Below are 2,835 nucleotides of genomic sequence, written 5' to 3'. Positions count from 1 at the left end.
CTGGGTGGAGCACTTCCCCTACCAGGACGGGCTGCTCGTCTGGTACTACGACGAGTCGTTCCCCGACAACAACGTCGGCGACCACTGCGCGAGCGGTCGGTGCGGCGGCCTCTACCTGCCCGTCGACGCGCACCCCGACCTGCTGATCCGGCCGGACAACGGCCTGATGTGGCGGCCACGGATGCAGTCGTACGACTCGACCTTCGGGCTCGAGTCGACCGACCGGATCTGCCTGCACACGACCTCCACCGTGTCGGCGTGCTACGGCGGACTGCCGGCCAACCCGCTGTTCGACGACACGAAGAGCTACTGGGTGGCCCCGGACGCGTCGATCGGCAACAAGGGCTGGTCGAGCGTGCCGCTGCCCGGGACCGGCACGACGATCCGCGTCGTCAGCACGTCGGCGCAGAGCTCCTTCATGCAGGTCCACGTCAACAAGTAGCCGTATGCCGCTGAGCTCGGCCCCGCGCGGACCGTCCGTCCGCGCGGGGTCGGCTCAGGCGCTCGCGGCCGGTCGCCAGGGTTTGAGCCAGGCCGTCTCGGGCCACCCCTCGCGCCCCGCGACGAGCTCGTACATCGTGGCCCCGTCGATCGACTCGCGCACGATGTCGGCGTGGCCTGCGTGCCGCGCCAGCTCCTCGATGAGGTGCAGCACCACCCACCGGACCGACCACGCCTCGATGTCCTTCGGGAACCATGGCGCGTCGCGCGGGACCGGAACGGGGGCGTCGAGGTCGGCGTGGGCGAGCACCTGCCGCGTGCGCTCGCCGCCGGCCCGGAGCTGGGCGAGGAGGGACTCGAGGGTGTCACCCTCTGTCACGACGAAGTCGCTGCCGTATGCCGCTTGGCGCTCAGCCGCCGGTCGGCTGTCGGGTGCGGGTGGCTCGGGTGCGGCAGCGATCCGGTCCACCCACCCGCGCTCGCAGTTCGTGACGTGCTTGATGAGCCCGCCGATGGTCAGGGTGCCCGCCGTCGGGGCCACCCGGATCTGTTCCTCCGTCAGGCCGTAGGCCGCCGAAGCGAAGGCGTCGCGCTGCTGGTCGAGATAGGCGATGAGTCCGTCGCGTTCGTCGGCGACGGGTCGGACACTGCCAGGCATGTGATCTCCTCTTGTCTGCTCGTGAGGCTTCGGGATGTGGGCGCGGTCAGTCGTTGCGGTGCGCCCAGAGGTCGCGGAGCAGCGCGATCTCGGCGCCGTGGTGGATCGCCTCGCGGTTGATGTGCAGGACGAGGCCTGCCCGCGAGGTCTCGTGCCACGGGCCCTCGGCCGGCCCGCACGGCTCGAGGAGGTCGTCGTCGCTCCACGTGCGCACCCCGGCCAGCCAGCGGCATACATGTCGTCGAGCTGTTTGAGCGCGCCTGCGGCCGTGCCGGCGTAGTCGAAGCTGACGTAGTCGACCTCCGGGCCACCGAAGTGGCCGTGCACGCGGGCGCCGAAGACGCCGACGACGAGATGTGCGAGGCGCCAGGCGATCGTCGTCACGGGGGCCGGTGTGGGCGCGGGGTGGGCGAAGTCGACGGTGAAGTCGCCCGAGCCGCCCTGGAACTCGGTCGTGCCCACACCGCGGGCGTGGATGTTCCAGGCGCCCGGAGTCGGCTCCCATAGGTATTCGGCGTCGGTCAGGCCGTCGAGCCGCGGGCGGAGCTGGTTGCTCCAGTGCCAGTCGAGCTGCTCGAGGAGGGGGTCACGCCAGGTCGTCCCGGCCGGGTTCGGTGTCATGAGACCACCGTGACAGGCAACTAGGACAGATCCTGTCCGCAGGGTCGGGCATGCTGGTCGACATGGCGACACCACTCGGGCCGACGGCGCGGATCCTGCGGCTGCTCGACCTGCTCCAGTCCCGCCCGACCTGGAGCGGGACCGAGCTCGCCGAACGGCTGGGGGTGACGACGCGCAGCGTCCGACGCGACGTCGAGCGGCTCCGCGAGCTCGGCTACCCGGTCCGCGCCGCACACGGCGCGGCCGGCGGCTACCAGCTCGGCACGGGCCGTCGGCTGCCCCCGCTCCTGCTCGACGACGAGGAGGCCGTCGCCGTGGCCGTGTGTCTGCGGCTCGCTGCCGGCGGCACCGTGGAGGGTTTGGGAGAGGCCGCCATGCGAACCCTCGCCAAGCTGGACCAGGTCCTGCCCTCGCGCCTGCATGCCCAGGTGGATGCCATCCACAGTGCCACCGTCACCCTCGACGGACCGACGCCGAGCGTGGACTCCAGCACGCTGCTCACCATCGCGCGGGCAGTCCGGGAGACCGAGCGGATCACCTTCACCTACAACGCTCCTCGCGGAGACTCCGAACGCCGGGTGGAGCCGTACCGCCTCGTCGCGACCGGTCGCCGGTGGTACCTGATGGCCTTCGACCTGGATCGCGAGGACTGGCGCACCTTCCGGCTCGACCGGATGGCCGCAGTGCGGTCTGGGGGCTGGCGCTTCCGTCCTCGAGAGGCGCCCGACGCGACGGCCTACGTCCGACGGGCGATCAGCCAGGCGGCATACGAGCACGTCGCCCGTGTCCGGATCGCGGCGCCCAAGGGGAGGTCGAACGAGCCGTGCCCGCGTCGGTCGGGACCCTCACGGCCGACGGAGCAGAGCACACCATCCTCGAGGCGGGTGGCAGCGACCTGCGCTGGATGGCGCTGCATCTCGGAGCCCTCCCGTGGGAGATCGAGGTGGAGTCTCCCCCCGAGCTGCGGGACGTCATGCGGGACATGGCCGCCCGGCTGACCCGCGCGACCTCGTGAGGGCACTGTCGATGCGAACTGCTGCACTGTCGATGGGAAGTACTGCACGCTCGATGGGAAGTACTGCACTCTCGATGGGAAGTGCTGCACTGTCGATGGG

2 protein-coding genes and 2 pseudogenes are annotated in these 2,835 nt (G+C 71.0%); 3 read left to right on the top strand and 1 reads right to left on the bottom strand.

Translation table 11 applies throughout. The annotated features are described in order from the left end of the window. Window positions 1-442, top strand: a pseudogene (locus N864_RS20995) (immune inhibitor A domain-containing protein); the annotation flags it as partial. Window positions 443-496: 54 nt separating this feature from the next. Here the strand turns inward: N864_RS20995 and N864_RS26355 are convergent. Then, on the bottom strand, window positions 497-1,720 hold the full coding sequence (locus N864_RS26355) for a DinB family protein (protein WP_338033665.1): 1,224 nt from the start codon (window positions 1,718-1,720) through the stop codon (window positions 497-499). Between the two features lie 50 nt (window positions 1,721-1,770). Between N864_RS26355 and N864_RS26500 the strand changes: the two are divergent. Together N864_RS26500 and N864_RS26495 are read left to right on the top strand one after the other, a co-directional pair. Next, window positions 1,771-2,349 (top strand): annotated as a pseudogene (locus N864_RS26500) (helix-turn-helix transcriptional regulator); the annotation flags it as partial. Next, on the top strand, window positions 2,334-2,735 hold the full coding sequence (locus tag N864_RS26495; RefSeq protein WP_476702747.1) for a WCX domain-containing protein: 402 nt from the start codon (window positions 2,334-2,336) through the stop codon (window positions 2,733-2,735). The pseudogene N864_RS26500 and the gene N864_RS26495, both read left to right, overlap by 16 nt. Window positions 2,736-2,835 lie beyond the last annotated feature (100 nt).

The sequence above is a fragment of the Intrasporangium chromatireducens Q5-1 genome (assembly GCF_000576575.1).
GTDB lineage: Bacteria > Actinomycetota > Actinomycetes > Actinomycetales > Dermatophilaceae > Intrasporangium_A > Intrasporangium_A chromatireducens.
Note: the sequence above shows the minus strand (reverse complement) of the source record. Positions and strands in the feature narration are given on the sequence as shown.